This window comes from Nocardioides hankookensis (genome assembly GCF_042658885.1).
Taxonomy (GTDB): Bacteria; Actinomycetota; Actinomycetes; order Propionibacteriales; family Nocardioidaceae; genus Nocardioides; species Nocardioides hankookensis.
The window spans coordinates 732208-757073 of record NZ_JBHSRJ010000009.1; the positions used below are offsets into that span (position 1 = coordinate 732208).

24 protein-coding genes are annotated in these 24866 nt (G+C 72.2%); 11 read left to right on the forward strand and 13 right to left on the reverse strand.

The genetic code is table 11. The features are described from left to right. Nucleotides 1-6 precede the first annotated feature (6 nt). On the reverse strand, nucleotides 7-717 hold the full coding sequence (locus ACFPYL_RS23135; RefSeq protein WP_379160212.1) for a hypothetical protein: 711 nt from the start codon (nucleotides 715-717) through the stop codon (nucleotides 7-9). Between the two features lie 62 nt (nucleotides 718-779). Here ACFPYL_RS23135 and ACFPYL_RS23140 point away from each other — a divergent pair, with 62 nt between their 5' ends. Continuing rightward, on the forward strand, nucleotides 780-1502 hold the full coding sequence (locus ACFPYL_RS23140; protein ID WP_379160215.1) for a sulfotransferase-like domain-containing protein: 723 nt from the start codon (nucleotides 780-782) through the stop codon (nucleotides 1500-1502). Beyond that, nucleotides 1499-2398: an aminotransferase class IV gene (locus tag ACFPYL_RS23145; RefSeq protein ID WP_379160218.1), complete on the forward strand. Its 900-nt coding sequence runs from the start codon at nucleotides 1499-1501 to the stop codon at nucleotides 2396-2398. The genes ACFPYL_RS23140 and ACFPYL_RS23145 overlap by 4 nt, the downstream gene beginning before the upstream one ends. 55 nt (nucleotides 2399-2453) lie before the next feature. Here the strand turns inward: ACFPYL_RS23145 and ACFPYL_RS23150 are convergent, their stop codons facing one another. The 5 genes from ACFPYL_RS23150 to ACFPYL_RS23170 form a co-directional block, all read right to left on the reverse strand. After that, nucleotides 2454-3137 carry a hypothetical protein gene (locus ACFPYL_RS23150; protein WP_379160221.1) on the reverse strand — a complete coding sequence of 228 codons (684 nt, stop codon included), beginning with the start codon at nucleotides 3135-3137 and terminating at the stop codon, nucleotides 2454-2456. Between the two features lie 99 nt (nucleotides 3138-3236). After that, complete coding sequence (locus tag ACFPYL_RS23155) at nucleotides 3237-4559, reverse strand: protoporphyrinogen/coproporphyrinogen oxidase (protein WP_379160224.1); 1323 nt, start codon at nucleotides 4557-4559, stop codon at nucleotides 3237-3239. Between the two features lie 21 nt (nucleotides 4560-4580). After that, nucleotides 4581-5087 carry a flavin reductase family protein gene (locus ACFPYL_RS23160; RefSeq protein ID WP_379160227.1) on the reverse strand — a complete coding sequence of 169 codons (507 nt, stop codon included), beginning with the start codon at nucleotides 5085-5087 and terminating at the stop codon, nucleotides 4581-4583. After that, the gene (locus ACFPYL_RS23165) at nucleotides 5084-5614 is read right to left on the reverse strand and encodes an NAD(P)H-dependent oxidoreductase (protein ID WP_379160230.1); all 531 of its coding nucleotides are present in this window, start codon (nucleotides 5612-5614) and stop codon (nucleotides 5084-5086) included. The genes ACFPYL_RS23160 and ACFPYL_RS23165 overlap by 4 nt, the downstream gene beginning before the upstream one ends. Continuing rightward, complete coding sequence (locus ACFPYL_RS23170; protein WP_379160233.1) at nucleotides 5611-6762, reverse strand: LLM class flavin-dependent oxidoreductase; 1152 nt, start codon at nucleotides 6760-6762, stop codon at nucleotides 5611-5613. Before ACFPYL_RS23170 ends, ACFPYL_RS23165 begins: the two co-directional genes overlap by 4 nt. A gap of 102 nt (nucleotides 6763-6864) precedes the next feature. Between ACFPYL_RS23170 and ACFPYL_RS23175 the strand changes: the two genes are divergently transcribed. Next, complete coding sequence (locus tag ACFPYL_RS23175) at nucleotides 6865-7842, forward strand: DUF4349 domain-containing protein (protein ID WP_379160235.1); 978 nt, start codon at nucleotides 6865-6867, stop codon at nucleotides 7840-7842. Here ACFPYL_RS23175 and hemE read toward each other — a convergent pair. Further along, nucleotides 7799-8842, reverse strand: a complete 1044-nt coding sequence (gene hemE, locus ACFPYL_RS23180) for a uroporphyrinogen decarboxylase (protein ID WP_379160238.1) — start codon at nucleotides 8840-8842, stop codon at nucleotides 7799-7801. The two genes, ACFPYL_RS23175 and hemE, sit on opposite strands and share 44 nt — an antisense overlap. Nucleotides 8843-8912: 70 nt before the next feature. Here hemE and ACFPYL_RS23185 point away from each other — a divergent pair, with 70 nt between their 5' ends. From ACFPYL_RS23185 to ACFPYL_RS23195, 3 genes are read left to right on the forward strand one after another with little or no spacing between them, the layout of a single operon-like run. After that, the gene (locus ACFPYL_RS23185; protein WP_379160241.1) at nucleotides 8913-9551 is read left to right on the forward strand and encodes a DUF3000 domain-containing protein; all 639 of its coding nucleotides are present in this window, start codon (nucleotides 8913-8915) and stop codon (nucleotides 9549-9551) included. Between the two features lie 4 nt (nucleotides 9552-9555). Further along, on the forward strand, nucleotides 9556-10824 hold the full coding sequence (locus tag ACFPYL_RS23190) for an HRDC domain-containing protein (RefSeq protein WP_379160244.1): 1269 nt from the start codon (nucleotides 9556-9558) through the stop codon (nucleotides 10822-10824). A gap of 49 nt (nucleotides 10825-10873) precedes the next feature. Further along, nucleotides 10874-11230 (forward strand): YciI family protein, encoded by a 357-nt coding sequence (locus ACFPYL_RS23195; protein ID WP_379160247.1) that lies wholly within the window; start codon nucleotides 10874-10876, stop codon nucleotides 11228-11230. Nucleotides 11231-11391: 161 nt separating this feature from the next. Here the strand turns inward: ACFPYL_RS23195 and ACFPYL_RS23200 are convergent, their stop codons facing one another. The 4 genes from ACFPYL_RS23200 to hrpA form a co-directional block, all read right to left on the reverse strand. Beyond that, complete coding sequence (locus ACFPYL_RS23200) at nucleotides 11392-12759, reverse strand: ABC transporter substrate-binding protein (RefSeq protein WP_379160250.1); 1368 nt, start codon at nucleotides 12757-12759, stop codon at nucleotides 11392-11394. A gap of 60 nt (nucleotides 12760-12819) precedes the next feature. After that, nucleotides 12820-13254: a type II toxin-antitoxin system PemK/MazF family toxin gene (locus ACFPYL_RS23205; RefSeq protein WP_379160253.1), complete on the reverse strand. Its 435-nt coding sequence runs from the start codon at nucleotides 13252-13254 to the stop codon at nucleotides 12820-12822. A 146-nt stretch (nucleotides 13255-13400) separates the two neighbouring features. After that, nucleotides 13401-13994: a hypothetical protein gene (locus ACFPYL_RS23210; RefSeq protein WP_379160256.1), complete on the reverse strand. Its 594-nt coding sequence runs from the start codon at nucleotides 13992-13994 to the stop codon at nucleotides 13401-13403. Next, nucleotides 13991-17764, reverse strand: coding sequence for an ATP-dependent RNA helicase HrpA (gene hrpA, locus ACFPYL_RS23215; RefSeq protein WP_379160259.1), 3774 nt, complete (start codon nucleotides 17762-17764; stop codon nucleotides 13991-13993). The genes ACFPYL_RS23210 and hrpA overlap by 4 nt, the downstream gene beginning before the upstream one ends. Before the next feature lie 143 nt (nucleotides 17765-17907). Between hrpA and ACFPYL_RS23220 the strand changes: the two genes are divergently transcribed. Continuing rightward, nucleotides 17908-19407, forward strand: a complete 1500-nt coding sequence (locus ACFPYL_RS23220) for an FAD-dependent oxidoreductase (protein WP_379160262.1) — start codon at nucleotides 17908-17910, stop codon at nucleotides 19405-19407. Here the strand turns inward: ACFPYL_RS23220 and ACFPYL_RS23225 are convergent. Beyond that, on the reverse strand, nucleotides 19404-19682 hold the full coding sequence (locus ACFPYL_RS23225) for a hypothetical protein (protein ID WP_379160265.1): 279 nt from the start codon (nucleotides 19680-19682) through the stop codon (nucleotides 19404-19406). The genes ACFPYL_RS23220 and ACFPYL_RS23225 overlap by 4 nt on opposite strands. 117 nt (nucleotides 19683-19799) lie before the next feature. On the opposite strand from ACFPYL_RS23225, the gene ACFPYL_RS23230 reads away from it, so the two are divergent. Then, the gene (locus ACFPYL_RS23230; protein WP_379160268.1) at nucleotides 19800-20510 is read left to right on the forward strand and encodes a response regulator transcription factor; all 711 of its coding nucleotides are present in this window, start codon (nucleotides 19800-19802) and stop codon (nucleotides 20508-20510) included. After that, nucleotides 20507-21904, forward strand: coding sequence for a sensor histidine kinase (locus ACFPYL_RS23235; protein ID WP_379160271.1), 1398 nt, complete (start codon nucleotides 20507-20509; stop codon nucleotides 21902-21904). The genes ACFPYL_RS23230 and ACFPYL_RS23235 overlap by 4 nt, the downstream gene beginning before the upstream one ends. On the opposite strand, the gene ACFPYL_RS23240 is transcribed toward ACFPYL_RS23235, so the two are convergent. Then, complete coding sequence (locus ACFPYL_RS23240; RefSeq protein ID WP_379160274.1) at nucleotides 21888-22487, reverse strand: TetR/AcrR family transcriptional regulator; 600 nt, start codon at nucleotides 22485-22487, stop codon at nucleotides 21888-21890. The two genes, ACFPYL_RS23235 and ACFPYL_RS23240, sit on opposite strands and share 17 nt — an antisense overlap. 49 nt (nucleotides 22488-22536) lie before the next feature. Between ACFPYL_RS23240 and ACFPYL_RS23245 the strand changes: the two genes are divergently transcribed. Together ACFPYL_RS23245 and ACFPYL_RS23250 are read left to right on the forward strand one after the other, a co-directional pair. After that, nucleotides 22537-24033: a flavin-containing monooxygenase gene (locus tag ACFPYL_RS23245; RefSeq protein WP_379160277.1), complete on the forward strand. Its 1497-nt coding sequence runs from the start codon at nucleotides 22537-22539 to the stop codon at nucleotides 24031-24033. Then, nucleotides 24030-24866, forward strand: coding sequence for an SDR family NAD(P)-dependent oxidoreductase (locus ACFPYL_RS23250; protein WP_379160280.1), 837 nt, complete (start codon nucleotides 24030-24032; stop codon nucleotides 24864-24866). Before ACFPYL_RS23245 ends, ACFPYL_RS23250 begins: the two co-directional genes overlap by 4 nt.

Here is a 24866-nt window from a genome sequence, read left to right on the forward strand (position 1 = left end):
GGCACATCATGACCGGAAGGCACGGTCACCGACGGAGAAACCGATCGCGGTCACCAGCAGCCAGAGCGGACCGGTCATGCCGGCCATGTACTGCAGCGGCGAGATGCCCAGCAGCAGGGTCAGGCCGCCGAGGACGAGACCCACGCGGCCGATCCAGCGCGGCGCTCCGCCAGCACGCGCGGCGACGAAGACGGCGACGCCGGCCAGTCCGGCCAGGACCCAGCACCACGGGATGGTGCCGACCCAGTGGTTGTAGAGGACGGCGTTGGTCGGGTCGACCAGTCCGTCCTCCTGCGGGCCCATCATGAACTCGGTGTCGAGGCCACTGCCGAGGACCGAGACGACGGCCGTGCCGACGAGCCCGGCGAAGGCCACGAGCGGCACCGTGCTCACGTCGCCGACACCGGCGCGCAGGCGGCGGAGGAGGCCGGCGGCGAAGACGACCAGGAGGACCGCCCCGACCAGCGTGAAGGTGTGGAAGGCGAACATCTGCGGGGTCTGGTCGGCCAGCTTGGCGGCCTGGGCGGGGACGTCGCCGCGCAGGGCGTCGTCGTAGGCGCCGTTGATCATGCTGGACGTGACGATGGTGCCGATCCCGGCAAGGCCGGCGCCGACGCCGGCGTACGCCCAGGTCCGGGAGGAACGGGCCGCGGGGACGGGAGTGATGTCCGTGCGGGCGGGTGAGTGGGTGACGTGGTGAGTGGTGTGTGTGGTCATGACCCGAGGTTCTCCGGCCCGTTGTCCCACGGCCCAGGGACAACGGGGCAGACTCGTCCTCGATGACGACCCGGATCGCGATGTGGTCAGGACCGCGCAACCTGTCGACGGCGATGATGCGCAGCTTCGAGAACCGCGCCGACTGCTCGGTCGTGGACGAGCCGTTGTACGCCGCCTACCTCGCGGCCACCGGCCTCGACCACCCCGGCCGTGACGAGGTCATCGCCTCGCAGCCGACCGACGCGGCGGCGGTGCTCGCCGACCTGGCGTCGGGCGGGGTCGCGACGCCGGTGCAGTACCAGAAGCACATGACCCACCACCTGCTCCCGGCGATGGACCGCTCGGCGCTGGGGTCGCTCACCCACGCCTTCCTGGTGCGCGACCCGGAGCGGGTGCTCACGTCGTACGCGAAGGTCCGCGAGGAGCCGACCCTGGAGGACCTCGGGCTGCCGCAGCAGCTGGAGATCTTCGAGTCGTACGGCGGCCCGGTGGTCGACGCCGCCGACGTGCTCCGCGACCCGCACGGGACCCTCGGACTGCTCTGCGCCGAGCTCGGGATCGAGTTCGACGACGCGATGCTGTCCTGGCCGGCCGGGCCGCGGGAGACCGACGGCGTCTGGGCGCCGCACTGGTACGCCGGCGTCGAGGCCTCGACCGGCTTCGCGGCGTACTCCCCCGGCTCGGGCGACCCGCTGCCCGACCACCTGGTGCCGCTGCTCGAGCGCTGCCAGCCGTACTACGACGCGCTGGCGCCCTACCGCCTGCGCCCCGAGGAGACCCGATGAAGCAGGAGTACGACGAGCGCAACCACGACCTGGTCGTCGGCATCAACGACACGCTGGTGCACCGCGACCAGGCGGGCATCAGCCCCTTCGACTCGGCGGTCCAAGGTGGCGACGCCGTGTGGGAGGGCCTGCGGCTGCACGGCGGCCGGATCTTCAAGCTGACCGAGCACCTGGCCCGGCTGAGGCGCTCGGCCCAGGCCCTGGCGTTCACGACCGTGCCGTGCGACGAGGAGATCGTGCAGCGGATCCGCGACGTGCTCGCCGCCAACGCGATGACCGACGACGTGCACATCCGGCTGACGCTGACGCGCGGCGTCAAGATCACCAGCGGCATGGACCCGCGGCTCAACCAGTCCGGTCCGACGCTGATCGTGCTCGCGGAGTTCAAGTCGCCCGTCTACGACGACAGCGGCATCTCGCTGGTCACCTCGTCGGTACGCCGGCACCGGCCGGACTCGCTCGACCCGAAGATCCACCACAACAACCTGCTGACCTCGATCCTCGCGAAGGTCGAGGCCAACGTCGCGGGCGCCGACGACGCGCTGATGCTCGACGACAACGGCTTCGTGGCCGAGACGAACGCGACCCACGTCTTCTTCGTCAAGGACGACGTGGTCCGGACGCCGACGACCCGCGCGTGCCCGGAGGGCATCACGCGGGAGACGATCCTGGAGGCCTGCGCGACGCTCGGGATCGCGGTCGAGGTCGGCGACTTCTCACTCACCCAGGTCTACGCCGCCGACGAGGTCTTCGTGACGGGCACCATGGGCGGGGTGACGCCGGTGCTGTCGGTGGACGGCCGGCCGATCGGAGCCGGCCGACCGGGCCCGTACGTCGCCAAGCTCGCGGCGGCGTACGCCGAGCGGACCGCGGCCGAGGGGACGTCGGTGGCCTGACGCCCGAACGCCCGGAGACCGTGGAGGTCTCCGGGCGCTGGCCCCCAACGGAGGGCTACTTGGACTGCGTGTCGACGGTGATCTTGGCGATCCCGACGAGCAGCCCGGGCTTGACGGCGTCGGTCTTGAACGTGTCGTTCAGCAGCGGCGCCGCGTCCTCCGAGATCTCGACCTTGGTGCCCTCGAGGATCGCGGTGTTGCCCTCGGTCTTGAGCGGCTCGAGGGTGCGGCCGTCGAGCTGGAACAGGAACACGCTCGACGCGGCGACCTTGCCGTTGACCGACACGTCGCCGTAGACGCGGGAGGCGCCCGGGTCGACGTTGAAGTTGGTCAGCTCGACCTTGGTGCCGCCGGCCGTCAGGGAGAGGCCGGAGCCCTCGTGCTGGATCTGGCCGATGACGTACGGCGAGACCTCGCCGGGCTTGAACACGGTCACGTTGCCGCCCGTGATCGGGAAGATGAGGGAACCGTCCTCGAGCTTCGCGGTGCCGACCGTGCCGGGCGTGAGCTTCAGGGCAGTCAGAGCGTCGACGAAGCCCTGGTCCAGCTTGATCGCGGTGGTCTCGCCCTGGAGGGCGTCGATCGCGGCGACCGGCTTCGGGGCCGGCGCGCTGCTCGAGCTCGAGCCGGAGCCCTCGCTGTCGGAGCTGCTGCACGCGGCGAGCGGAGTGGCAACCAGAGCGGCCATGGCGAAGGCGGCGAGGGAGCGCTTGGCGGTGAACTTCTTCGTGGTGCTCATGTGAGGCTTCTTCCGTTGAGAGTCTCGTTCTCTTGACGGACAGGGGTTCGCCACCAGCAGACCCGGGGATTGGTCCGGGTTCGTCCTCACAGGGTTTTCTCAGGAACGGATCCGGGCCGCCGCTCGCTGGGCGGAGGCGATCACGGCCGGGATGCCGACGCCCTCGTAGGCCGCGCCGCAGACGGCGAGGCCGGGAACGGCGTCGACCGCCACGCGGATCCGGGCCACCCGGTCGAGGTGGCCGACGGCGTACTGCGGCAGCCCGCCGCCCCAGCGCTGCACGTGCGTGTCGACGGGGGCGACCGTGACGCCGACGGCGTCGTGCAGGTCGGTGAGCGACCAGGCGACGAGCTCCTCGTCGCTGGCCTGGAGGGCCGTCTCCTCGCCGTACCTGCCCAACGAGGTGCGCAGCAGGAGCAGCCCGTCGCCGGCCGCGCGCACCCAGACCCACTTGGCGAAGGAGAACGTCGCGGCCTTGATCCGGCGCCGGTCGACCGGCGGCACCAGGAAGCCCGAGGAGTCGGTGCCGGCGAGCTCGGGGACCGATGCTGCGTCGAACGCGAAGGTCACGACGGCCATCGAGGCGGACTCGATGCCGGCCAGCTCGGCGGCCGCGACGGGGGCGACGGAGCCGAGCAGCCGTGCGGTCGGCGCGGCCGGGGTCGCCAGCACCACGGCGTTCGCGGTGACGAGCTCGGGCGCGGTCGTCGGGCCCACGGTGAGCGCGAAGCCGGTCTCGGTCGCCACCAGCTCGCGCACCGTCGCGCCGGTGCGGACCTGCAGCCCCTCGGCCAGCCGCTCGGGGAGCTGGCCCATGCCGCCGGGCAGGCCCGCGAAGACCGGAGCGTCGTACGTCGGGGCCGGCGGCGGCGCGCCGTCGACGTGGGAGACCAGCTGGGGCACCGTGGCGCGCACCGACAACCGGCGGGCGTCGCCAGCGTACACACCGCCGAGCAGCGGCTCGACCAGGCGGTCGGTGACCTCGGCGCCGTAGCGGGCGTCCACCAGGTCGCCGACCGAGACGTCGCCGTCCACCGGCACGGGGACCGTCGAGCGGAAGCGCTCCAGCCCCTCCGGGGACAGCACCCCGGAGGCGGCGAGCTGGTCGACGTCGAGCGGCACGCCCATCAGGGATCGCGGCAGCGGGCGCAGCGCCCCACGGGTCCAGATCCGGGAGGACGCGACCGTCGGGTGCTCGACGGCGAGGCCGAGCGAGCGGGCCAGGGCGACGCCCTCCGGGCGCCGGTTGAGCATCGCCTCCGCGCCGACGTCGACGGTCACCCCGGCGACGGCCGTGCGCAGCAGCTTGCCGCCCACGCGCGGCGACGACTCGAGGACGAGCACGTCGTGCCCCGCGTCGACCAGGTCACGGGCGGCGGTCAGGCCGGCGACGCCGGCACCGACCACGACCACGCTGACCACGGGAGCAGTCTCCCAGACGGGTCAGCCAGCCAGTCGGCCGAACCCGCTGCGGTGGAAGACCAGCGGCAGCGAGTTGTCGGCGTGCTCGATGGCATGGAGCTCGAGCAGCACGATCGTGTGGTCGCCGGCCTCGACCTCGCGGTAGATCGAGCAGTCGAAGCGAGCGAGCCCGTCGTCGATCGTGACCGCGCCGTCCTCGCTGGCGCTGACCTCGATGCCGTCGAAGCGGTGCTCGACCGGACCCGCGAGCTGGCGGCAGACGACGCCGTGGTGGTCGGCGAGGATGGTGACGCCGAGCCGGTCGGAGCGGCGCAGGTCGGGCCAGGTCTTCGACGTGTTGGCGATCGAGAACTGCACCAGGGGCGGGTCCAGGCTCACCGAGGTGAAAGAGCTCGCCGCCAGCCCGGTCAGCCGGCCGTCGACCTCGGCCGCGACCGCGACGACGCCGCTCGGGAAGATCCCGAAGGCCTCGCGCAGCCGGACCGGGTCCAGGTCCTGGTTGGTGGTCAGCGCCGACGCGGACGTCATGCCGAGACTCCTGTCCTGCTCCCGAGGAGAGCGGTGATGGTGGGAGCCGAGCGCTCCAGCCAGGCGGCGTACGCCGACGGGTCGTCGTGCGCCGAGTCGACGACGTACAGACCCGGACTGACGACGGTGCCGCCGATCTCGGTGAGCACCGGACGCAGCGTCAGCTCCGGAGCCAGCGCGTGGCCCGGGCCGGCGCCGAGCATCAGCGGCACCGCGACGCCGCGCAGCCCGCCGTCCGGCCCCGAGGCGAACCGGTCGAGGAAGAGCTTGAGCAGGCCCGTGTAGGTGCCCTTGTACGTCGGGGATGCGACGACGACCAGGTCGGCCGACCCGACCTCGGCCACGACCTCCGTCACCATCTCGTCCTGCCAGTCCAGCAGCCGGGCGCCGAGCTGGGCGAGGTCGACGACCAGGTCCGGCTCGTGGCCGGCGAGCTCGGTGGCGACGTACGTCGCGGCCTCGAGCGTGCGGCTCTGCGGCTTCGGGTTGCCGACGACGACGGCGACCCTGCTCGCCGGTGCGGTCACGACGCGGCCGCTTTCTGGCCGAACGGGACCGACGCCGTCGCCGCGACCGGGGCAGGGTGCTCCCAGAGCCCGCGGCGGGTCAGCTCGGGCAGCACGCCCTCCCCGAACCGGTAGGACTCCTCCAGGTGCGGGTAGCCGGAGAGCACGAACTCGTCGATGCCGACCGCCTGGTACTGCTCGATCAGGTCGGCGATCTCGCTGTGGCTGCCGACCATCGCGGTGCCGGCACCGCCGCGGACCAGGCCGACGCCGGCCCAGAGGTTGGGGTGGATCTCCAGGCCGTCCTTGGAGCCGGCGTTCAGCTCCAGCATCCGGGCCTGCCCGACGGACTCGCTCTGCTTGAGGCCGGACTGGACGCGCGCGATCTCCTCCTCGGAGATGCCGGCGAGCAGCCGGTCTGCCTCGGCCCAGGCCTCCTCGGAGGTGTCCCGGGCGATCGTGTGCAGCCGGATCCCGAACCGGATCCGGTCCTCGCGGCCCTCCTCGGCGGCGAGCCTCCGGACCCACTCGACCTTCTCGGCCACGGCGGCCGGCGGCTCGCCCCAGGTGAGGTAGACGTCGACGTGCTTGGCGGCGACGCGCCCGGCGGCCGGCGAGGAGCCACCGAAGTAGATCTCCGGCAGCGGGTCGGGGATCTGGGTGAGCACGGCGTCCTCGACGCGCAGGTGCTCGCCCTCGAACGTCACCGGCTCACCGGTCCAGAGCCGGCGGACGATGGTGAGGAACTCGTCGCAGCGGGCGTAGCGGCCGTCCTTGTCCAGGAAGTCGCCGAACATCCGCTGCTCCTTGCTCTCCCCACCGGTGACGACGTTGAGCGCGAGCCGGCCGCCGGAGAGGTTCTGGAACGAGCCGGCCATCTGCGCCGCGATGAACGGCGAGGTCAGGCCGGGTCGGAAGGCGACCAGGAACTTGAGCCGCTCGGAGACCTGGCTGAGCATCGCCGTCGAGACCCAGGCGTCCTCGCACCAGGCCCCGGTCGGGGTCAGCGCGGCCTCGAAGCCGAGCTGCTCGGCGCTGCGGGCGATCTGGCCGAGGTAGGGCACCGACGCGGGCCGGCCAGCGGCACCCGCGCTGACGCCGTGACCGCCGCCGACGACCTGCCGGCCGTCGCCGCCGTTGGTGGGCAGGAACCAGTGGAACTTCAACATGCCTCGCCTCTCGTCGCGCGCGTCAACACAGTATGTCGACTGGATTGATCAACTATGCCCGGTCGAGGCTAGCCGAAACGACCCGCGGAACCGAAGCGGAGCATGCCGCGTCCGACCCGCATGACCCCGACACCAGCCCGCATCCTGATCCCGGCGCTCCTGGTCGCCGCGCTCGCGCTCACCGGTTGCTCCGGCAACGACGGCGACTCCGGGGGGAGCGAGACCTCCGCCGCCGACGGCCCCGCGGCGGCGTCCCAGCCCGACCGAGCCCTCAACGGCTTCGCCACGGAGGAGGACGCGGGTGGCACGGCCGACTCCGTTGCGGCGCCGGGGAAGGCCGACGTCGCCCCGGACGAGCTCACCCGCCAGCAGCAGGCCCTGATCCGCAAGGGCAACGTCGCCCTGCGCGCCGACGACGTCGGCCGGGCCCAGATCGAGGTGCAGAAGGTCGTCGACAAGTACGCCGGGCAGGTCACCGACGAGAAGACGCAGTCCGACGACGACGGGCACTCGGCGTACACCCGGATGGTGCTGCGGGTCCCGTCCGACGACTTCACCCGGGCGGTCGAGGAGCTCAAGGGCGTCGGCGAGCTCGAGTCGGCCACCACCAACCAGGACGACGTCACCACCCAGGTGATCGACGTGAAGACCCGCCTGGCGGTGCAGAAGCGCAGCATCGCGCGGATCACCGTGCTCTTCCAGCGCGCCGAGAGCATCCGCGACGTGATGGCGATCGAGGCGGAGCTCTCGCAGCGGCAGGCCGACCTGGAGGCGCTCGAGCAGCAGTCGGCCTACCTCGCCGACCAGACCTCGCAGTCGACGATCGTCGTGAGCATCGACCAGATCCCCGAGAAGACGAAGCCGGCACCCGAGGAGGACGACGAGACGGGCTTCGTCGCCGGCCTCAGCGCCGGCTGGGGTGCGCTGTCGACCTTCGCGGTCGGCCTGGCGACGGCCGCCGGCGCGCTGCTGCCCTGGCTGGTCGTGCTCGCGCTCGTCGGCGTCCCGGTGTGGCTGGTGGTGCGGTCGCGGCGGATCAGCCGAGCGGGTAGGACTGCACGAACTCAGTCAACCGCTTGAGCTGGTCGGGGTCGGTCGAGGGCAGCACGCCGTGGCCGAGGTTGAAGACGTGACCGCGGGCCGCGCGGCCGGCCTCGATGACCTCGGCGGCGCGGGCGGTCATCACGTCGGTCGGGGCGAAGACCAGGGTCGGGTCGAGGTTGCCCTGCACCGCCCGGTCGCCGACGCGGGTGATCGCCTCGTCGAGCGGCGTGCGCCAGTCGACGCCGACGACGTCGGCACCGGCCTCGCCCATCAGGCCGAGCAGGTTCGACGTACCGACCCCGAAGTGGATGCGCGGGACGCCGAGCTCCCCGGCCCGCTGCAGCACCCGGGCGGAGTGCGGCAGCACGTGCTCGCGGTAGTCGCGGGGGGTGAGCGCGCCGGCCCACGAGTCGAAGAGCTGGACCGCCGAGGCGCCGGCCGCGACCTGGACCTCGAGGTAGGCCGCCGAGATGCCCGCGATCTTGCGCATCAGCGCGTCCCAGACCTCCGGGGCGCCGAACATCATCGCCTTGGTCTTGGCGTGGTCCTTGGAGGGGCCGCCCTCGACGAGGTACGACGCGACCGTGAACGGCGCGCCCGCGAAGCCGATGAGCGGGGTGCCGCGCAGCTCGGACACCAGGTTGCCGACCGCGGTGCTGATGAACGGCACGTGCTCGGGTGTCAGGTCCGGGATCGCCGCGACGTCGGCGAGGGTGCGCACCGGCTTCGCCACGACCGGGCCGATGCCGGGCTTGATGTCGAGGTCCACGCCGACCGCCTTGAGCGGCAGCACGATGTCGGAGAAGAAGATGGCCGCGTCGACGCCGTACCGGCGGACGGGCTGGAGGGTGATCTCGACGACCAGGGCCGGGTCCATGCAGGAGTCGAGCATGCCGACGCCCTCGCGGATGGCGAGGTACTCAGGCAGCGAGCGGCCCGCCTGACGCATGAACCAGACCGGCGTGTGCGACACCGGCTCGCCCCGGACCGCCTGGAGGAACGCGCTCTGGCGGAGGTCGTCGTGCGGGTCGGGCATGAGCGAAGCCTCGCAGGTCAGTCGGCGTGTTCGCACATCGGCAGCGCGTGACCCGACTTACTGTGAGCACATGGTGGTCGGTCAGGAGACACACCCGGCGACGGGTGCGGGCGCGGCTCCGGCCGAGTTCCGCGAGGCCGTGGCCACCATGCACGCTGCCCGCCTGCGCCCCGAGATCCTCTGCGAGGAGATGCCCGCGCCGCAGCGGATCGCCCCGTGGGCCTCGGCACTGTCCGCCGACGTCACGGTCGACGGGGTCGACGTCGGGACCGGCCGGATCATCCTGCTCCACGACCCCGCCGGCAACGACGCGTGGTCGGGCACCTTCCGCTGCGTCGCCTACGCCCGCGCGGAGGTCGACCTCGAGCTGATCACCGACCCGATGCTGGCGATGGTCGGCTGGACCTGGCTCACCGAGGCGCTCGACGAGCACCACGCGTCGTACGTCGCCGCCTCGGGCACCGTCACCCGGGTCGCGACCGAGAGCTTCGGCGGGATGGCCGACGAGGGTGGCACCGCCCAGATCGAGATCCGGGCGTCGTGGACGCCGGTGACCCCCGAGGACGCTCCCGACCTCGCGCCGCTCGACCTCGCCCCGCACGTCGAGGCCTGGGGCGAGCTGCTCTGCACCTCTGCCGGACTTCCGCCGGTGCCCGACGGCGTGGCCGTGATGCCCAGCCGCCGCGGCCAGCGGGGCGGCGGACTCTGACCCGATGTCCGACGAAGACACTCCCGCTCCCCCTCCCCCACCTCCGCTCCTGACCCTGCGCGACGGCATGCCGCCGCTCGTCGAGTCGGCCGCTGCGCTGGCCGAGATGTGCGAGGCGCTCGCCGCCGGCACCGGCCCGGTCGCGATCGACGCCGAGCGCGCGTCCGGCTACCGCTACTCCTCGCGCGCCTACCTGATCCAGCTGCGCCGCGAGGGCACCGGCTCCTACATGGTCGACCCGATCGGCTTCGACTCCCTGCTGCCGCTCCAGGAGGCGCTCGACGGCGTCGAGTGGATCCTGCACGCGGCCACCCAGGACCTGCCCTGCCTCAACGAGGTCGGGCTCTACCCGTCGGCGCTCTTCGACACCGAGCTCGCCGGCCGGCTGCTGGGATACCCCCGTGTCGGGCTCGCGACCCTGGTCGAGACGCTCCTCGGCTTCCGGCTCGCCAAGGAGCACTCCGCCGTCGACTGGTCGACCCGGCCGCTGCCGGTGCCGTGGCTCGAGTACGCCGCCCTCGACGTCGAGGTGCTCCTGGAGCTGCGCGAGCTGCTCGCCGCTGAGCTGGTGGAGACCGGCAAGGACGAGTGGGCGCGCCAGGAGTTCGACTACCTGCGCACCTTCGAGCCGGCCGTCCGCGTCGACGCCTGGCGGCGTACGTCGGGCGTGCACCGCGTGCGCGGACGCCGCGCCCTGGCCGCCGTGCGCGAGCTGTGGGAGACCCGCAACGAGATCGCCGAGCAGCGCGACGTCACGCCCGGCCGGATCCTGCCCGACGCCGCGATCGTCGTCGCCGCCCAGGCGCTGCCCACCGACAAGGACTCGCTGCTCGCGACCAAGGGCTTCCACGGCCGCGGCGCCGAGCGCTACTCGTCCAAGTGGGTCGCGGCGCTCGGCCGCGCCGCCGCCCTCGACGAGGACCAGCTCCCGACCCGCGCACCGCGCGGCGACGGCCCGCCGCTCCCGCGCGCCTGGGCCGAGAAGGACCCGGTCGCCGCCCGGCGGCTCGCCCTCGCCCGCGAGGCGCTGACCGCCCTCGCCGAGGAGCAGAACCTCCCCGTCGAGAACGTGCTGACCCCCGACTACCTGCGCCGTACCCTCTGGACGCCGCCCAAGACCCGTGAGCCCTCGGCCCTCGCCGACGGCGTCGCCGAGCAGCTCGCCGGCTACGGCGCCCGCCCGTGGCAGGTCGACCTCGCCGGCCCGGTCCTCGTCGACGCGATCCTCACCGCCGACGTCGAGCCCGAGCCGGAGCCCGCTGTCGAAGTCTGACCTCCTCGCCCGTCATCGGGGTGTCACACCATCGCCGAGAGGAATCACCGTGCCCGACTACGTCGTCATGTTCCCCGCAGACAGCGAGGCGGACTGGGAGTCCCGCACTCCCGCCGACCGCCAGGCCACCTTCGACACCGACTACGAGTTCGGCCAGCGCCTCGCCGCCCGCGGCGGAGCCGTGACCGGCGGCGCCGGCCTGACGCCCAGCAGCCAGACCCGCACGCTGCGCCGCGGCCCCGAGTCGCAGGCGCTCGTCACCGAGGGCCCCTACGTCGAGACCGTCGAGCAGATCTCCGGCTTCTTCATGGTCACCTGCGACGACTACGACGCGCTCGTCGAGGCCGCCGAGGTGCTGGTCCGCGCGCACCCGGTCGTCGAGATCCGGCCGGTCGCGGAGTTCTAGGCGTTCACACGCCGGGGCCGCCGCCTGACGTCATACGGCTGGAGCAACCGGTTGCTCCAGCCGTATGACGTCCTGGGTCGTCGCTGCCGCCCCGCTCACTGTTCGAGGCACCCGCGGGCCGGAAGCGACGTCGACCCGAGCGGACCCGCAAGCAGCGGACGTCACTCGGACGGCGTCTCCGACGGCGAGGCGGAGTCGGTGACGGACTCGGGGTCGAGGACCGGCTTGGAGGCGTCGTCGATCTCGGTGGTGATGGTGTCGAGGTCGAGGACGCCGACGCCGTAGACCAGCTGCTCGAGGCTCGGCGCGACGGTCTCCTCGAGCTCGGGGAGGGTGTCGATCAGTGGCGGCGCGGACATCGAGCGGACGCCGGTGTTGAAGAAGGCGGCATGCTCGGGCTTGCGACCGGGCTGGAGGAAGTCGTCGGAGAGGGCGACCTCGACGTTGGCGGGCTGGAGGTAGCCGGTGCTCGCGACCAGGCCGACCCAGTCGGCGGAGATCTCGTGGACCATGAAGTCCGCGGCGAGGCTGGCGCTCGAGGTCTGCGCCGACATGCACAGCGAGGTGACGTCGCCGACCGTGGCGGAGCCGTCGAGGCGCGGCATCGGCATGATGTCGAAGTCGAGGTTGTTCTTCTGCCGCAGGATGGGCGTCAGCGACCGGTTGCCGGCGATCATGCCGAGCTTGCCGCGCTGGAACCACGCGACGGCCGACCGCTCGTCGAGCTGGGTCTCGTCCAGGGTGACCTGCGGGTTGCGCAGCAGCTCGAGGGTGCGCTCGAGCGCGCCCTTGCTGCTGTCGCTCGAGAACGTCAGCGACTTCGGCAGCTCCGGGTCGTCGAAGACGGTGCCACCGCCGGACAGGATGAACGGCGCGAGGCCCTCGATCGTCGGGTCGATGTGGACGCCCTTCGACCCGCGCGCCGGACGGCTGGCGAACTCCGCCGCGGCCGCGAACTGGTCGAAGGACCAGCTGGTCGCGTCGGCGTCCGGTACGTCGAGCCCGCGCGCCCGCATCCGGTCGAAGTTGACCAGCCGCTTGTTGTAGTAGATGACGGTCGGCGTGACGCCGTACGGCATGCACTGGAGGTGGTCGTCGGTGCTGAACGCCTCGAGCGACTCACGCGAGTAGGTGTCGCCGAACTCGACGCCGCGGTCGTCGAGGAGCTCGTCGACCGGCTGGATGAGGGAGTTCTCCATCAGCCAGGACAGGTCGCTGCGCGAGGACATGAACACGTCGGGGACCGCGGCGCCGGCCTCGATCGCGGAACGCATCGCGGCCTGGGTCGGCCAGCTCCTGATCTCGACGTCGACGTGGTCGGGGTCCAGGTTCCAGGCGTCCACGGTGGCGCGGAACGCGCGCTGCACGTCCTGAGGACCGACGACGCCGAACGAGAGCTCCTCGGGCGGAGCCGTCGTGGACGGCGTTGGGGTCGGGGGCGTCGGGCTCGGAGAGTCGTCCGTGCAGGCGGCGGCGGTCAGCACCGACGCGACGGCGACGCACGCCAGCAGTCCCCGACGAACCGACACCTGACCTCCTCAGAGCTGCATGCAGACACGTGCCCGGGGGGTCGCCCGGGCTCGCCCACCCTATCGACCCAGCGGATGGAAGCGGCCCGCGGCGACCACCACCCGGTCGAACACGGCGCGGTCCAGCGCGGCGCCCTCACGGCGTACGGCGTCCGGCGCGAGCAGCAGGAGACGGTCCAGCCGGACCTCGCTGGGGCGGCGCTGCCGGTCCCAGCCGCCGGTGCCGACGTCCATCCAGTGCCGGCCCCAGTGCGCCTCCTGCGCGGCGCCGCGGTCGTGGTCCTTGCTGGTCAGCATCAGCCCGAGGAACTGCCCGCCCTGGACGCCGATCAGGAGCACCGGCCGGTCCTTGCCCTGCCGCGGGTCCTCCTCGAACGGGACCCACGCCCACACCACCTCGCCGGGATCGGGCCGGCCGTCGGCGCGCGGGGCGTACGAGACGCCTGCGGGCGCGGCGGTGGGGGTACGGCGGAAGAGTCGCCGGAGCAGTCGCATGGGGCGAGCCTAGAAGAAGAAGGAGTACGCCGGACCGGGAGCGCCTCACGGCGCGTGGCCGCTCGTGGCGGCTAATTTTGGGACCCGGGGCTGCCGCGGCCCGACGTACTCCTCGCCCAGTTTAACCGAGCATGGGTCTAACCGCTTCAGGCCAGTCCTTGTTCCAGCTCGAGGTGACCAGCGGCCTCGAGCTGCTCGGAGAGCACGAGCATCCGCTGCACCTCCGCCGTGGTCGGGTCGCTCAGCGCCGCCCGGCCGGTGGCGACCACGCGGGCGAACGCCGCCGCGCGCAGCAGCACGTCGGCGAAGTCGCTGCCGGCGATCCCGCGCAGCACCTCGTCGACCATCGCCTTGAGCTGCTCGGGCCCGGGCGGGTCGGCCACGCCTGCCACCACCCGCGCGACCTGCGCGACCCGGCCGGCCTCGAACTGCCGCGCGACGCCCGCGGGGTCGGCGTACACCCAGGAGCGCAGCAGGTAGAGCCGCCACAGGCAGCCGGCCAGCGAGTCCGCGGGCGAGCCCGACCACACCTCGGCGATCGTCTCGATGCCCTCGGTGTCGGCGAGGTGGAGCAGCCGCTCGGCGACCTCCGCGTCGCCGGCTCCCCGCGTGCCGCGCACCAGGAGCTGCGCGGCGCGGTCGGCCGCCTCGCTCACCAGGGCGGGGTCGGTGCCGCCGGTGATCGCCTCGAAGAAGCTGCCCCCGGGCGTCATCGGGCGGTGATGGGGACGGGAGGTCACCCGGCGAGCGTACGTCGGATGCGTTGGTCGCTGACCGGGTACGGCGTGCCGAGCTGCTGGGCCCACAGCGACACCCGGTACTCCTCCAGCATCCAGCGCACCTGACGCAGGTGCGCGCCGGCCGGCCGCCCGGCGGGCAGTGCGTCGACCTGGTGGAGGTAGGCGTCCTGGAGGTCGGCGACCTGGTCCATCAGCTGCCGGTCCCGGGCCAGCTGCGACTCGAGCCGCTCGCGTCGCTGCTCCAGCGCGGCGAGGTAGGTCGGGTAGCGGCGCAGCTGGGTGGCTCCGGCCTCACCCACGAACCCGGCGTGCACCAGCCGGGCGAGCTGGGCGCGCATGTCGGTGAGCGCGGGCAGCATCAGCATCTCGGCGCGGCCGCTCAGCGCCTTCTCGGCCTGCCGCCACGCGCCGAGGACGCGGATCACGTCGGCCATCGCGGCCCGCAGGTGGGCCTCGTGGTCACGGGCCGCCTCGGCCAGCAGCGCGTCGTACGCCGCGCCGTCGCGCACTGCCGGCCGGGCGTCGACCACGGCCTGCACGACCGCCGCGCGGCAGTCCTCGAGCAGCTCCGCGACGCTGGGGTAGGGCGAGCCTGCGAGGCCGAGCTTCTCGGCGTTGGTGAGGTCGCGCAGGATCGCCGGGACGGGCCCTCCTCGCTGATCGAGCCTGTCGAGATCCAGCAGGAGCAGGCGGCGTACGCCGAGCCGGTGCCGCGCCTCCTGCTCCTCGGCCGAGCCGAACACCTGGAGGCCGACGCTCGACCCCTCGTCGACCAGCGCCGGGAAGACCCGCACCTGGTGGCCGGCGCGCACCTGCTCGAAGGACTCCTCGATCGTGTCGAAGACCCAGGTCGTCTCGCCGCTGCGGGCGAGCCCGCTGTCGGTGGCGACCTCGGCGATCGCGGCGGCGAACTGCGGGCGCAGCGGCTCCTTGAGCGCCTCGAGGTCCTTGCCGCGCGCCTGCTCGCGGCCGTCCTCGTCGACGACGCGGTAGGTCGGGCGCAGGTGCTCGGCGACCTTGGACCAGTCCCAGGCCTCGCGCGGCACGACGACGCCGGTCGTCGACCGACACCAGCGTTCGAGGGCGTCGAGCAGCGGCTCCTCACCGGGCGGCACGGCGGCCAGGAACTCGCGGGCCTTGTTGGGCGCAGGCACGAACGAGACCCGCAGGTTCTTGGGCAGGCTGCGGATCAGGCTGGTGACCAGCTCTTCGCGCAGGCCGGGCACGTTCCAGGAGAAGTCGTCGGCCTCGACCCGGTTGAGCGTCGCGACGGGCACGTCGATGGTCATGCCGTCGTCGGCGGCGCCAGGCTCGAAGTGGTAGCTGATCGGGAAAGTGAGCCCACCGCCGTCCCACTGCTCGGGGTAGTCGGTCGCCCGCACCTCGTCAGCGGTGTCGTGGGTGAGCATCGCCAGGTCGAAGGTGAGCAGCTCCGGGCGTTCGCGGCGCTCCTGCTTCCACCACTGGTCGAAGTGCGCGCCGCTCACCACGGCCGGTCCGACCCGCGCGTCGTAGAAGTCGAAGAGCGTGTGCTCGTCGACGACGATGTCGCGGCGCCGGGCGCGGTGCTCGAGCTCCTCGACCTCCTCGAGGAGCCGGCGGTTGGTCTCCATGAAGCGGTGCCTCGTGTGCCACTCGCCGTACACGAGCGCGTGCCGGATGAAGAGCTCCCGCGAGAGCGGCACGTCGACCTTGCCGTAGGACACGAGACGGTCGGCGACCAGCGGTACGCCGTACAGCGTGACGCGCTCGTGCGCCATCACGGCCGCGCGCTTCTTGCTCCAGTGCGGCTCGGAGTAGGTGCGCTTGGCGAGGTCGCCGGCGAGCCGCTCGGCCCACTCGGGCTTGATGGCGGCGTTCTGGCGCGCCCAGAGCCGGCTGGTCTCGACGAGCTCGCCGGCCATCAGGAACTGCGGCTGCTTCTTGGCCAGGCCGCTGCCGGGGAAGATCGCGAAGCGAGCGCCGCGGGCGCCGAGGTACTCGCGCATCGGCCGCCGCCCGGAGCCCGACCGCTCCTTCTCCCGCTCCTCGAGCAGCCCGATGTGGCTGAGCAGCCCGGACAGCAGCGCCTGGTGGATGCCGTCGCTGTCGGGGTTGTCTGCGGGGTGACCGACCTCGATCTTCATCTCCCGACAGACCTGGCGCAGCTGGGACTCGAAGTCCTGCCACTCGCGGACCCGTAGGTAGTTGAGGAACTCGCGCTTGCACATCCGGCGGAACGCCGAGGACGACAGCTCCTTCTGCTGCTCCTTGACGTAGCGCCAGAGGTTGAGCCAGGTCAGGAAGTCGCTGCCCTCTGCCTTGTAGCGAGCATGCAGCTGGTCCGCCTGCGCCTGCTCCTTGGGGCGGTCCGCTCCGGGCCGCTCGCGGGGGTCCTGCAGCGACAGCGCCGCGGCGATCACGATGACCTCGCGCACGCAGCCGAGCCGCTCCGCCTCGAGGATCATCCGCGCCAGTCGCGGGTCGATCGGCAGCCGGGCGAGCCGACGGCCGAGCCTGGTCAGCCGGGCGTCCTGCGTCGAGAGCGCGCCGAGCTCCTCCAGGAGCTGCACACCGGCGGAGACGTTGCGCTTGTCGGGCGGCTCGACGAACGGGAACCGTGCGATGTCCCCCAGCCCGAGGCTGGCCATCTGCAGGATCACGCTGGCGAGGTTGGTGCGCAGGATCTCGGGATCGGTGAACTCCGGCCGGCCCTCGAAGTCCTCCTCCGAGTACAGGCGTACGGCGATGCCGGCCTCGACCCGCCCGCAGCGACCCGAGCGCTGGTTGGCGGAGGCCTGGCTGATCGGCTCGATCGGCAGCCGCTGCACCTTGGTGCGCACCGAGTAGCGGCTGATCCGCGCGACGCCGGTGTCCACGACGTACCGGATGCCCGGGACGGTCAGCGAGGTCTCGGCGACGTTCGTGGCGAGCACGACCCGGCGTACGGCGTTGCCGTGCGAGCTGAAGACCCGGTGCTGCTCGGCGGCCGTGAGCCGCGAGTAGAGCGGCAGGACCTCGGTCCGGGGCAGGTCCTTGAGCGCGTCCGCGGTGTCGCGGATCTCGCGCTCGCCGGGCAGGAAGACGAGGACGTCACCGGGGCCTTCGGCCGAGAGCTCCTTGACCGCCTCGACGATCGCCTCGGTCTGGTCGCGGACGACGACCTCGCCTTCCTCGTCCTGGCCGTCGAGGTCCATCAGCGGGCGGTAGCGGACCTCGACCGGGTAGGTGCGGCCGGACACCTCGACCACGGGGGCGTCGAAGTGCTTCGCGAACCGGTCCACGTCGATGGTCGCGCTGGTGATGATCAGCTTGAGGTCGGGCCGCTTGGGCAGCAGCCGCTTGAGGTAGCCGAGCAGGAAGTCGATGTTGAGGCTCCGCTCGTGCGCCTCGTCGACGATGATCGTGTCGTACTTGCGCAGCTGCCGGTCGCGCTGGAGCTCGGCGAGCAGGATGCCGTCGGTCATCAGCTTCACGCGGCTGCTCTTCGAGGTCCGGTCGGTGAAGCGGACCTGGTAGCCGACCAGGTCGCCGAGCTCGGTGCCGAGCTCGCTGGCGATCCGCTCAGCGACGGAGCGGGCCGCGATGCGGCGAGGCTGGGTGTGCCCGATCAGGCCAGCCGTACCCCGCCCGAGCTCCAGGCAGATCTTCGGGAGCTGGGTCGTCTTCCCCGACCCGGTCTCGCCCGCGATGATCACGACCTGGTGCTCGCGGATCGCCTCGGCGATGTCGTCGCGACGCTGGGTGACCGGCAGCTCCGGCGGATAGACGATCTGGAGCTGGTCGGTCATGGCACCCCCATTCTGCCGGGTCGGGTGGTTTCGAGGCTCGTCGCTGGCGCTCCTCGCACCTCAACCACCGGAGGGCGGTGGTTGAGGTGCGAGCGGAGCGAGCCTCGAAACCACCAAAGTGAAACCTGTTCTAGTATCCGGGCATGACCGAGGCACAGGTGTACGACGTCGTGGTGGTCGGCTCGGGCGGCGGAGCGATGACGGGCGCGTTCCTCGCCCAGCGGGCCGGGCTCTCGACCGTCGTGGTGGAGAAGACCCCGCTGGTGGGCGGCACGTCGGCGTACTCCGGGGGCGCCTGCTGGCTGCCCGGCAGCCAGGTGCAGCAGCGCGCCGGGATCAGCGACTCGACCGACGGTGCACGCTCGTATCTCGCTGCTGTCCTGGACGGCCCGGACCAGGAGCGCGTCGAGGCGTTCCTCGCGCACTCCCCCGAGCTGGTCGCCGAGCTCGAGGAGGCGGGCATCCCCTTCGAGTGGCTGCCCTTCTCGGAGTACTACGACGCCCCGGGCCGGGTGGCGATGGGCCGCTCGATCCAGCCGGTCAGCATCAAGCGCGGTGACCTGACGCCCGAGGTCGCGGAGCTGGTCCGGCCGCCGGTCGAGCGGGACCGGGTCGGCGAGGGCGGCCGCAACACGCTGTCCGGTGGGCAGGCGCTGATCGCGCGACTGCTCGAGGGGTTCGTCGGCGCGGGCGGCACGGTGCTCACCGACCTGCCGATGACCGGGCTGGTCGTGGACGCCGACCGGGTGTCCGGCGTCGCCGCGATGACGCCCGAGGGTCCGGTCGAGATCCACGCGCGGCGCGGCGTGCTGGTCGCCGCCGGCGGCTTCGAGGGCAACGCCGAGGAGCGCGCCGCGCACGGCGTACCCGGTGACGTGGCGTGGACGATGGCACCGCGCGGGACTAACACCGGGGAGCCGATCGCGGCCGGCGTCGCGATCGGTGCGGCCGCCGACTACAGCGGCGTCGGCTGGTTCTGCCCCGGCCTGGAGCAGCCCGACGGCGGCGGCTCGTTCACCCTGGGCTTCCGGTCCGGTCTGATGGTCGACGCGAACGGCGCGCGCTACGCCAACGAGGCGCTGCCCTACGACCGGTTCGGCCGGATCATGGCCGAGGCGCCGGAGCGGATCCCGTCCTGGTTCGTCTTCGACTCGCGCGAGGGCGGTCGGCTGCCGGCGATCGCGATGCCCGAGGGCGACCCGGCCGAGCACCTGGCCGTCGGCACCTGGGTGCAGGCCGACACGATCTCCGACCTGGCCGAGCGGATCGGCGTACCCGCCGATGCGCTGAGCGCCACCGTCGAGCGGTTCAACGGCTTCTGCGCGTCCGGCGTCGACGAGGACTTCGGCCGCGGCCAGGACGAGTACGACTCGTTCTTCACCGGCGGCGCGTCCCCGACGCCCTGCGACCAGGCGCCGTTCTACGCCGCACGGTTCGTGCTGTCCGACCTCGGCACCAAGGGCGGCCTCGTCACCGACACCGCCGGACGCGTGCTGCGCGAGGACGGGTCCACGATCCCCGGCCTCTACGCGTCGAGCAACAGCGCCGCGTCGGTGTTCGGACCGCGCTATCCCGGACCTGGCGCCCCGCTCGGCTCGGCGATGGTGTTCGCGTCGCTGGCCGTGCGGGACATGCTGGCCTAGCCGTTGCTGGGCCGCTGCGGCAGCTGGCCGTTGCCCGGGCCGCCCTGCTGGAACTGCTGACCCGGGCCACCCTGGCGGTTGCCGAAGTCGGGCCGTCCACCGTCCGAGTCGGAGTGCACGGCGTACCCGATGATGCCGCCGGCGAGCCCGCCGATCAGCAGGGCGGCGCCGGCGATCGCCCCGACGACGGGAAGCCCGAGGGTCCGGCGCACCTTCGGCGCGGGCTGTTCAGCGGCCGGCGGCTCTGGAGGGAGGGTCGTGGTCTGTTCGGTCATGGCCTGAGGGTGCCGGGACGACCTGTGCTGAACCTGTGCCCGAGCGATGAGCAGGTCCTGAGATCAGCACAGGACGCTCACAGGAAAGTCACAGGTACCGTCGGCAAGGTGTCAGCCATGGACCTGACCCGACCGGACGGCACCCCCCTGCGCGTGCTCGTCGTCGACGACGAGGTGAACATCGCCGAGCTGGTGTCGATGGCACTGCGCTACGAGGGCTGGGAGGTCCGCGCCGCACACACCGGCTCGAAGGCGGTCGCCGCCGCCAAGGACCTCAAGCCGGACGCCGTCGTGCTCGACATGATGCTGCCGGACTTCGACGGCCTCGAGGTGCTGCGCCGGATGCGCGCCACCCAGCCCGACCTGCCGGTGGTCTTCCTGACCGCGCGTGACGCCGTCGAGGACCGGATCGCCGGACTGACCGCCGGCGGCGACGACTACGTGACCAAGCCGTTCTCGCTGGAGGAGCTGGTCGCCCGGCTCCGCGCCCTGATGCGCCGCGCGGGCGCCCAGCAGGCCGTCACGTCGTCGGTCCTCACGGTCGGCGACCTCGAGCTCGACGAGGACAGCCACGAGGTACGCCGGGCCGGGCAGGACGTCACGCTGACCGCGACCGAGTTCGAGCTGCTGCGCTTCCTGATGCGCAACCCGCGCCGGGTGCTGAGCAAGGCCCAGATCCTCGACCGGGTCTGGAACTACGACTTCGGCGGCCAGGCCAACGTCGTCGAGCTCTACATCTCCTACCTGCGCAAGAAGATCGACGCCGGCCACGAGCCGATGATCCACACGATGCGCGGCGCCGGGTACGTGCTCAAGCCGGCCTCATGACCAGGATCCGCGACCGGTTCCGGTCGCTCACCTCGCGCCTGGTGCTGACCACCGTCGCGATCGTGCTGCTGGTGTCCGTGATCATCGGCGCGGCCACCACGCTGGCCATGCGCAGCTACCTGACCGACCAGCTCGACGAGGACGTCCGCAACGCGATCCCTGCGCTCGGCGGCGGACCAGGCCTCGGCCCCGGCGGGGTGACGGCCCAGTTCCTCGACAACGGGGCGGCGAGCGGCACCGTGATCCAGCCCAGCGCCGACCGTCGTTTCAGCCGGGTCGCCCTCTCCGACGAGGCCCTCGCCGACCTCGAGGCCGTGCCGACGGACGACGAACCACGCACGATCGACGTCGCGGGCCTCGGGAGCTACCGGGTCCTCGGCGTGCAGGGGACGAACGGGACCGGGGTCGTCGGTCTGCCGACGCAGGACGTCGACGACACCGTCACGAGCCTGGTGGAGCTCGAGGCCCTGCTGACGTTGCTCGCGGTCATCGTCGCCGCCGGCGCCGCACTGGTCGTCGTACGACGCCAGCTGCGGCCGTTGCGGGAGGTGGCGGCGACGGCACACACCGTGTCCGAGCTGCCGCTGGCGGAGGGCGACATCGACCTCACCGAGCGGGTGCCCGAGCACCTCACCGACGAGCGCACCGAGGTCGGGCAGGTGGGCGGCGCGCTCAACACGCTGCTCGAGCACGTCGAGACCTCGCTGGCCGCGCGGCACCGCAGCGAGCAGCAGGTGCGGCAGTTCGTCGCCGACGCCTCGCACGAGCTGCGCACGCCGCTGGCCACGATCGCCGGCTACACCGAGCTCGCCCGGCAGCGGCCCGACGACCCGGCCATGCTCGGCACCGCCCTCGACAAGGTCGAGGAGGAGTCCGACCGGATGACCTCGCTCGTCGAGGACCTGCTGCTGCTGGCCCGCCTCGACGCCGGCCGACCCCTCGAGCGGGAGCCGGTCGACCTCACCCGGCTGCTGGTCGAGGCGGTGTCGGACGCGCGCGTCATCGACGCCGACCACCGCTGGCGCGTCGACCTGCCCGACGACCTCGTGGACTCGCCCGCCGAGGTGACCGGCGACGAGCTGCGAATGCACCAGGTCGTCACCAACCTGCTGACCAACGCTCGCAAGTACACGCCTGCCGGCACCACGGTGACCGTGACCGTGCGCCGCAACGGGTTCGCCGTGCACGACGACGGCCCGGGCTTCCCCCCGGACCTGGTCGACCACGCCTTCGAGCGGTTCGCCCGCGGCGACGCCGCCCGGACCCACGGCCAGGAGGTCGGCGTCGGCCTCGGCCTGGCGCTCGTCGAGGCGATCGTCACCGCGCACGGCGGTCGGGTCACCCTCCGGTCCGCCCCCGGCGACACCACCGTCGACGTCAGCCTGCCGGGATAGCCTCGACGACCGCGGGCAGGGAGGCGACCACGATGGAGATCAGGTCGTCGCGGGAGATGTCGGCGGGGTCGTCGATCCAGGCGAGCACGAGCTCCTCCGTCATGGCCGACCAGCCGCGGACGACGAGCCGCGCGAGCGGGGTGTCGGTGAGGATCTGGCCGGCAGTGTCCTCGCGGAAGATCCGACCGTTGAGCGCGGAGCGGGCGTCCTCGTAGATCGCGCGCAGGCTCTCGTTGCCACCGGCGGCCGCCTTGACCAGCGAGACGTAGCCCTCGTGGTTGTCGATCACGTAGTCGACGTACGCCGTCACCGAGGTCAGCAGCCGCTCCATCGGCTCGCCCCCGGTCGGCGGCGTGGTCTGCGCGATCAGGTCGTCGGCCGCGTGCCGGACCACGGCCTCGTGGAACGCCTGCTTGCTGCCGAAGTAGTGGTAGAGCAGGCCGCGCGAGATGCCGGCCTCCTCGGCCAGCAGGTCGATCGACAGCTCGTCGAGCGAGCGGTGCGCCAGCAACCGGACGCCCAGGTCGAGGAGCTGCTCGCGGCGCTGCTCGGGCGACAGCCGGGTGCGCGGGGTGGTCGTCACGGTCCTCACTCTATTGACGCTTGTTCAATAACGGAAGTACGGTCGCGTCATGCACGTCGAGCATCTCATCGTCGGAGCCGGGTTCGCCGGACTCTGCGCAGCGATCAAGCTCCAGGAGGACGGCGAGCGCGACTTCCTGGTCGTGGAGAAGGCCTCCGACGTCGGCGGCACCTGGCGCGACAACACCTACCCGGGTGCAGCCTGCGACGTCCCGAGCCAGCTCTACTCGTTCTCGTTCGCCCCCAACCCGGAGTGGAGCAGCTCCTACTCCCCCGGGCCGGAGATCCAGGACTACATCCGCGGCGTCGCCGAGCGGTCCGGAACCCTCGACCGCTTCGTCTTCGACACCAGCTTCGACGACGCCGCCTGGGACGACGCAGCCGCGCGCTGGAGCGTGCAGGTCACCGGGCCCGACGGGCCCCGCTCCCTCACCGCGACGACCCTGATCCTCGGCGCCGGTGGGCTCTCCGAGCCGCGACTGCCCGAGATCGACGGCATCGAGTCCTTCCAGGGCCAGCTCTTCCACTCCGCGCGCTGGGACCACTCGGTCGACCTGACCGGCAAGCGGGTCGCCGTGATCGGCACCGGCGCCTCGGCGATCCAGATCGTCCCCGAGATGCAGAAGGTGGCCGGTCACCTCGACGTCTACCAGCGCACCGCGCCCTGGGTGATCCCCCGCAACGACCGCGTGTACGGCGGGCTCGAGCGGCAGGCGCTGCGGCGGTTCCCGGCCCTCGGCAGGCTCTACCGGACCGGCATCTACTGGGCCCACGAGGGCTACGTGCCGGCGTTCACCATCGAGCCGAGGTTCGCGGCCCCGGCGAAGAAGGCCGCGACCGCGAACATCGCCAAGGGCATCCAGGACCCCGACCTGCGCGCCAAGGTGACGCCGTACTTCGAGTTCGGCTGCAAGCGGGTGCTGCGGTCCAACACCTACTACCCGGCTCTCGCGGCCGACAACACCGAGCTCGTCACCGACCGGATCGCGAAGGTCACCGGCGACGCGATCGTGACTGCCGACGGCGTGGAGCGTCCCGTCGACGTCCTGGTCGTCGCGACCGGCTTCTACACGACCGAGCTCCCGGTCACCGAGCAGATCACGGGCACCGCCGGCCGCACGCTGGCCGACACCTGGCGCGAGAGCGGGATGGCGGCCTACAAGGGCACCACGGTGCCCGGCTTCCCCAACCTCTTCATGCTGGTCGGGCCCAACACCGGCCAGGGCCACACCAGCATGGTCTTCATCATCGAGTCCCAGGTCGCCTACGTGCGCGACGCGATCCGCACCATGCGCGCCCGCGGCTGGGCGTCGGTCGAGCCGCGCGTGCAGGCAGACCGTCGCTGGAACGCCGACCTCCAGCGGCGGATGAAGCGCACGGTGTGGACCCGCGGCGGCTGCTCGAGCTGGTACCTCGACGAGCACGGCCGCAACACGACGCTGTGGCCGAAGTCCACGATCACCTTCCGGCGCCAGCTCGCCAGCTTCGACGCCGACGCCTACGACGTACGCCGCCAGACGACCACCCGAGAGGACGTCCCCGCATGAAGAACTTCGACGCCAAGGTCGCCGTGATCACCGGCGCCGGCTCCGGCATCGGCCGCGCGCTCGCGCTGAACCTCGCCGGCAAGGGCACGCGGCTCGCGCTCTCCGACGTCGACGACCGCGGGCTCGCCGAGACCGTCGACCTGGTCAAGAACGCCGGGGCCCGCGAGGTGCGCTCCGACCACCTCGACGTCGCCGACCGGGCCGCGTTCACGGCGTACGCCGAGCAGGTCGTCGAGCACTTCGGTCAGGTCAACCTGGTCGTCAACAACGCGGGCGTCGCACTCGCCGGTGACCTGGTCGACCTTCAGTACGCCGACATGGACTGGATCATGGGCATCAACTTCTGGGGTGTCGTCCACGGCACCAAGGAGTTCCTGCCGCACCTGATCGCCTCGGGCGACGGGCATCTCGTCAACATCTCGTCGCTCTTCGGGCTGGTCTCGATGCCCGGCCAGAGCATGTACAACGCGGCGAAGTACGCCGTCCGAGGCCTCTCCGAGGCGGTGCGCGAGGAGATGCTGGTCGCGGGCCACCCGGTCGGCGTGACCGTCGTGCACCCCGGCGGCATCAAGACCGCGATCGCCCGCAGCGCGCGCTACTCCGACAAGGAGGACGGGGCGGAGAGCGCGAAGTTCTTCGACGCCAAGCTGGCCCGGATGGAGCCGGAGCGCGCCGCCGAGATCATCCTCAAGGGCGTGGAGTCCGACAAGGCGCGGGTGCTCGTCGGGATCGACGCGCACGCCGTCCACCAGATGGCGAAGCTGCTCGGCTCGCGCTACCAGGACGTCGTCGCCAACCGGGCCAAGAAGCTCGCGCCGACCAAGATCGTCTGA